This window comes from uncultured Methanobrevibacter sp., from assembly GCF_937906425.1.
GTDB lineage: Archaea > Methanobacteriota > Methanobacteria > Methanobacteriales > Methanobacteriaceae > Methanobrevibacter.
In genome coordinates this window covers 1-6,557 of sequence record NZ_CALCYR010000165.1, presented here as the reverse complement: position 1 = coordinate 6,557, position 6,557 = coordinate 1, and the positions used below count along the sequence as shown (strand labels likewise).

Genomic DNA, 6,557 nt, shown 5'->3' with positions numbered 1-6,557 from the left:
ATTTAAATTAAAAAGAAAAAAATTAAATTAAAAAAATTAAAATTTAAATTAAAAAGATTAAAATTTAAACCAAAACAATTTAAATCCGAAGACTTTAGACTAATAAATATGATTTAAGCAATTAATTATTCTTTATTAAGCATCTCTTTTTTTAATTGTCTGCGATATTTTCCATACTTATCCTCAACTGAAAATTTAGGAGGATAAATCACTTTCAACTCTCCGCCACAATTGGGACATTGGGCCTTAAGCGTGTAAATATTGCAGGCAGGACACTTTTTCATTTTCATTTTCATCTGATTCACAATTAATTATCAATTTCACGTAAGAATTCTCCTTTTCCACCTGCATCTTCAACAATTACAATAGCTCTTTCTGCTGCGTCTTTTAATTGACCTTCAGCGATTTTATAATCAGTTGAAGTTACAGTGATTCTGTAACGAGGAGCTCCAACACATTGAACTTCAATATTTTCGTCTTCAGCTGCTAAGAGAGCTTCTTTAATAATTTCCACTCCGTTTGGAGCGTAATTTTCAATATCAACATATCCTGTAATGTGAACTTCAGGAGGAGTGATATTTTTAACAGCAACTTCAGTAATGGCATTAGCCCATTCTTCGCTAATACCTTCTTCAGTAAGAGTTTCTGCACCTTCTTCAGCAGCATTTTCAAATGCGCCATAGATATCTCCAAAGATATCCATAAGCTCGTAACCTACTTCATCATAAGCAGTGTCTAAGTCTTTATCTAAAGATTTAGCTACTAATTCCAAGAATTTTTCAGCCTTTTGTTCAACCTTCCATTGTTGAATCTTTTTGGTTCTTTGATCCTCTCTGATTCTTTTCAAGGAAGCGTCAACATGACCCTTTTTAGGATTAACCCTTAAAACACGAGCAACAATCTTTTGATTTTCTCTTACATGATCCCGGATATTTTTAACCCAACCAGAAGAAACTTCAGAAATATGAATAAAAGCTTCTTTACCTTCGTATTCTTCTAAATTAGCGAAAGCACCATAATTAAGAACTTTGTAAACAGTACCTACAATAAGTTCTCCTTCATTTGGCCATTCTTGACTTTTTCTTACCAATTAAAACACCGAAATATAAAATTTAGATTTTAACTGAAAGTTAAAATCCTATTAATTTGTATTTAATCTAAAACTTCATCGATGTGAGCCATGATTTTAGCTTTAGCTCCACGGGATTTTACAATAGTTTTACCGCAGATTATACATTTTACATCAGAAGCTGCACGATCGAAAATGATTTGTTCGTTATCACAATCTAAACATTTTACTCTTAAAAAGTTTCCTCTACCATTACTAGCCATACAAATCACCTAATTAGATACGAATTCAGGTTTTCCTACTCTGAATGATTTTCTGATGTGGGATTTTCCACATTCTTTACATTTATATCTTAAATCTAATTTTTTAACCGGCTTGTTACCACCTGGTAAAGGTCTAGGATAACCTCTGTACCCTGCAGTAACTCTTCTGAATTGTCTTTGTCCCCATTTTAATTCACTAGCTTTTCTCTTTTTGGAAGTGTGTACTTCATGAGTAGTGTGTCTTTTACAATGTGGACAGTAAGTTCTTTTTTCTTTAGGCATCTTCATTTTTCTCACCTTTGATAATCCATTTTCGGATTTTATAATATATAATTACAACAAACCACCTGGAACTGATTAGGTTTCCATATAGCATGAGGATAAGTTATAACAAACCTTTAAGAACTTTATCCAGTTTCCCAAAAGCTTGAGAGCATCTATATTCTTATTAAAAAGATTAAATCTGTAAAAAAATTTATTCGTCTCTACTGGCAAATAGAAGTTTCCAGTAGTTTTAAAAATAAATATTTAAAATAAGAAATCTATTATTATAGATACATTATATACTATTATTTTGATTATATTTAAATCTTTGTAAAAATAGAATCGATTAAAAAATAATTACGATTAAAGCAATTAAAATTAAGAAAATTGGGAATTAATAGTTTTTAAATAAAGTTTTAAATTTACTCTTTTAAAAGAATAATAATTAAAATTTAAAAAAAATTAGAAAAAATAAAAGTTTTAATTAGCCAAATCCACTAAACCTGCCTTATTATTATCAATAAGGATTTGTGCATTTAAATGAGGCAATATAACAACATCTTCAGGGACAAATGGACCATAAACCTTTTCATCAATACCAACTATTTGACCAATATTTTTATAAATTACAACTGCAGTGTTCTTTATTTCATCTTTGGTAAATGGACCTACCTTAGGTTTAGGTTTTACAGGCTTTTTGGAAGGACTTTCTCTTTCAACTGCACGAGAACTTGAAGACCTATAATCAGAACCTGAAACAAATGCATCAGAACCATCATCCACTTTAGGTTTAACATCAGATATAGGTTGTCCACCAGAACCAGTGCCTAGATTGGATTGAGGTTTAGGCTTTTTATCCTTAGTCCTTTTAGTAGAGAATAATGCAAAATCCTCATCACTAGGACCTACAAAGCCAGAAGAATTATCTATAAAATTTATATCATCATAATTAGGCTCTAAACTGTCCAAATCAATAAATTGGTCATCAGGATTAGAGAAAATTTTATTTACATCCCTTGAACCAGCATCTTCATTAGGCTTTTTATCTGTAGTAGATTGTACCGAAGAGGAAGCAATACCAGAACTAGAATCCGAAACTGGAGCAGAACTAGCTTTAGATTCCATAGACTCTTCAGCTTGAGAAGAACTAATATCAGAACGAGAAGTGGAATACTCGCCGGAACCGGAAACAGAACTCTGAACTTCAGAACCTAGAGAAGCCCTCTTCTGATTTTGAATTTGCTTTTCAATAGGTTCATACTTTTCATCATCAACCACTTTAGCATTTTTTATTTCATCCAATCTGCTTAAAACTTCATCAGAACCTTTATGTTTAGGATCAAAACCTGCCACCATACTTGCCAAACCATTATCTTCAGGGACATTCTCTGAAGCGGCTAAATCAGCAGGTTCGACCTCATTAGAACTGGACTCTGCAGCAGAAGAAACAGTTAAATCTGCATTAGAAATATCAGAACCGGATTCCACAGAAGCAGAAAGATCAGAACCAACAGTAGAAATATCAGAACCGGATTCCACAGAAGCAGAAAGATCAGAATTAAGGGCAGAAATATCCTGTTCGGACTCTTTAGAATCCTCACTTAAATCAACTATAGGCTTATTATTGGTTGGTTGAAAATTAAACTCCTCAGAATCCTCCTCTTCAAGTGATTTGGAAATTTCATCGTCAGCAAACTTGTCCATGGAAATCTTATACCTGTGAGTTTTTAAAGAGTCCATTAAAGAGAAGTACAATGTTTCCTCTTCATCAGTCAAATTTAAAGGAGTATTGTCCAAAAGGTTAAATTGAGTATTGTCCCCTTTAAAAAGATGAAAAGAGCTAAATATATTTTTTCTGGCAGCTTCAGTAATTTTAGTCTCTCTTCTTTGACAAATATCAATTGCTATCCTTTGAGCACTGTTCAATAGTAATTGCTCATCTCCAAAAGGATTATTAGCAACAGAACGTTCCAAATTCCTTATATAAGCGTATAATGTTATGTAAAAATCCTTATCCACCCTTGCCAAGGAAGTTTTATTACGCTCTTCTATTTGAATTCTACGCAATTTTTTAAAATACTCCTCTACCATAGCAATCATCTTTAAAAAGTCTAAAAGCCAAGCTACAAAAATTAAAATTCTGAAAGTCTAAAAGCCAAGTTACAAAAGTCTAAAATTCTTAAAAAGTCTAAATTCTAAAAGTCTAAAAGCCAAGTTACAAAAGTTAAAATTCTTAAAAAGTCTAAAATTCGAATTTCCTAAATTAAAATTCAATAAAGTTAATGTGTAAATGTGTAAGAATAAAAATAAATAAAAAAAATAAGAGTAGAATAAATAAGATATTTATTCCGCCTAAAACAATTAATTAAAATTTCAAATATAAATTAATTAATCTTCAGCTTCAATTCTTGGAGCAAGCAAGAAACTAAGTTCTCCATCATCGGTTACCCTTTTTAAACTCAATGTTAAAGGCATGTCGTTTCCAAGAGAAATAGTTGCAATGTCTGAGAATCTTTCTGCTTTAAGCATTTCTCTAATTTTTTCTAAAGAGAAAACGGATTTAGCTTCGTTATCTATTTTTTCTCCGTGTAAATATTCAATGTTTGCATCACCGAATTCACCTTCAGCAGATGCTTTAAAGTTCTCTTTATCCACCATTAAGGTAATTTTATCAGAGAAAATATCCATATCCTGAATGGAATCCTTTAAAAGAGAGAATGGAATCTCAAATTCAGTAGGATAGTTTAATGATGGAGGAGTTGGAGAATCATATTCAATATCAATCAATCTGATTTTAAAGGTTCTTGTAGCTTCACCTTCAAAAGTAAGAATGAAGTTTCCTTCATCCAAGGACATCTTAACACGGTCGTTGGATTTGGAACGTTTCAATACTTTCATTAATTCATCAGTGTCAATATTGATTTTTTCTGGATTATCACAGATAAATTCATCAAATAAACTTGCTTTTAATTCAAGATGAACAAAAGTAATATGACTACGATCTAAGGCATCTAAACGAAAGCCTTCACTGTCAGTTTGAATTTGTACTTCATCTACGATGGATGAAATAGCCTCAAAACTGGTTTTTAATATACTTGAATCACTTAATTCAGCTTTAAACATTAAAAATCATCTCTTGATTTTATTTAAGCATTGGTAAATTATCATAAAAAAATAACATAATTAAAAATGCCTTAATAATTTTTAAAAAATATAAAAATCATGATAAAAATTATCACTTTTTATTATAATTAAATTTTAGTAATTCATCATTTATAAAGTTATTTTAATATCGATTTCATTAGCAAATTATAAAAAAATAATAATTTTTAATTTGAATGGGAAAATTCAAAAACAATGCTAAAATTCAAAGAAAACATTAAAAATTAAAAATAATAGCAAAATTCAAAAGAAATAGTGAAATTTAAACAAAATAGGAAAACTCAAAACAAATACAAAAACTCAAAACAAAGAATAAAAATTAAAAATAAAAGCAAAACTCAAAACAAATACAAAAACTCAAAACAAAGAATAAAAATTAAAAATAATAGGAAAATTCAAAATAAAAAAAAGAAAACTCAAAACAAAGAATAAAAATTAAAAATTATAAAAAAGTAAATAAAACATTACATTATGAAATAAGGGAAAAAACAGATTAAAAAAATGAAAAAGAAAAAGAAAAATAAATTATTTTTTATCTTAAAAACAAAATTAAAGAAAATTTATTGATTTAAACTAAAAGATAAAAATTATTTTTTCCTTAAGCTGTTATCAAAATTAGTTCCTTGAATGATTCTTCTTTTTTTAATAGCTAATTCTTCTTTACGTTTTTGCTTTTGAGCTTCTAATTGCTCTTCACTAAGTTCCTCTTGAATTTTATCAAAATCTACTGATTTTTTAAATTTAGGTTTAGAATCTTCGTCGGAATCTTCAGTAAAATCATATTTGGCATATTTATCTTTTAAATTAGACATTTTTTCAACCTCATCATCAGAACTTGCGCTTTCTAAAGAATTTACATCATCCAGACCATCATCAGAAAAATCATCAGAATTTTCATCAGAACTTATACTCTCATCGAAAGAACTATCAAAACTTTCATCAGGAGCATACTCCTCTGGATCGTCTGCTGAATCTTTAGAATTAGCTTTTTTAGAAGAAGAACGATTTTTACGAGAACTTAAGTTGGATTCTGAATATAAGATGTCAATATCATCAGATATATCATCATCAGCCTCTAATAAATCGGAATTTTTATCAACAGACTCTTTATTATCGCCATTTTTATTGGAAAAACTAGAATTTTTATCTTTACCTAAGACATTTGAAATATCTTCCCAATTACCAATACCTAAATGAGATAAAGCACCTAATAATTTAATTTCATCACCAAATGTCCAATCATCAGTGAATATAGGTTCAGTCATTTTACTTATAATATGATAATCTGTATATTGATGAGGAGTATCATTATAAAAATAATTTTGCGATTCTATTTTTTTAAGATTATTAATTTTAGCTTTAATGATAAAACATTTTAAACAAGAAACTTCAAAAGGCAAAAAACTTTTTTTAATGAAATTAAAGTTTTCTTTGGTATTTTTTGGGAAAGGCTCAAGAATTACTTTTATACTATTATTTAAACTTTTAGAACAAAAACAGCATTGAAGTTTAATTGAGCTTTGAGCGTCGAAAAACGACTGTGTAATTAATTCAGAATTGTTTCCATTTTTTTCTTTTAAATTTGATTTTTGATTTTTTGGAGGATCATTTGAAACTGATTTTGATTTTTTTAAAGTGATCTTTTTGGATTTATTCAAATGAGAAATGTTTGACTCTTTTCTGAGAGATATCTTTTTGGCGGGTTTTTTCGGCTTTCTATATTTTGAATTTTTTTTAACCATTATTAATTGTAGTTTAAAGAAACTCAAAAAATTATTTTTATTTAAATTAATTTAATT

At 28.8% G+C, this 6,557-nt stretch carries 7 protein-coding genes; all 7 read right to left on the bottom strand.

The genetic code is table 11. The features are described from left to right. Positions 1-125: 125 nt before the first annotated feature. Positions 126-296 (bottom strand): RNA-protein complex protein Nop10, encoded by a 171-nt coding sequence (locus Q0138_RS04700; protein WP_297981581.1) that lies wholly within the window; start codon positions 294-296, stop codon positions 126-128. Between the two features lie 11 nt (positions 297-307). Then, entirely contained in the window at positions 308-1,090 is a 783-nt protein-coding gene (locus Q0138_RS04695) for a translation initiation factor IF-2 subunit alpha (RefSeq protein WP_297981579.1), read from the bottom strand. Positions 1,091-1,152: 62 nt separating this feature from the next. Next, on the bottom strand, positions 1,153-1,332 hold the full coding sequence (locus Q0138_RS04690; protein WP_297981577.1) for a 30S ribosomal protein S27e: 180 nt from the start codon (positions 1,330-1,332) through the stop codon (positions 1,153-1,155). A gap of 9 nt (positions 1,333-1,341) precedes the next feature. Beyond that, positions 1,342-1,620: a 50S ribosomal protein L44e gene (locus Q0138_RS04685; RefSeq protein WP_297981575.1), complete on the bottom strand. Its 279-nt coding sequence runs from the start codon at positions 1,618-1,620 to the stop codon at positions 1,342-1,344. 456 nt (positions 1,621-2,076) lie between these two features. Beyond that, positions 2,077-3,696, bottom strand: a complete 1,620-nt coding sequence (locus Q0138_RS04680) for a hypothetical protein (RefSeq protein WP_297981573.1) — start codon at positions 3,694-3,696, stop codon at positions 2,077-2,079. Between the two features lie 288 nt (positions 3,697-3,984). Continuing rightward, complete coding sequence (gene pcn / locus Q0138_RS04675) at positions 3,985-4,719, bottom strand: proliferating cell nuclear antigen (pcna) (protein WP_297981571.1); 735 nt, start codon at positions 4,717-4,719, stop codon at positions 3,985-3,987. A gap of 626 nt (positions 4,720-5,345) precedes the next feature. Beyond that, the gene (locus Q0138_RS04670; protein WP_297981569.1) at positions 5,346-6,023 is read right to left on the bottom strand and encodes a hypothetical protein; all 678 of its coding nucleotides are present in this window, start codon (positions 6,021-6,023) and stop codon (positions 5,346-5,348) included. Between the last annotated feature and the right edge of the window lie 534 nt (positions 6,024-6,557).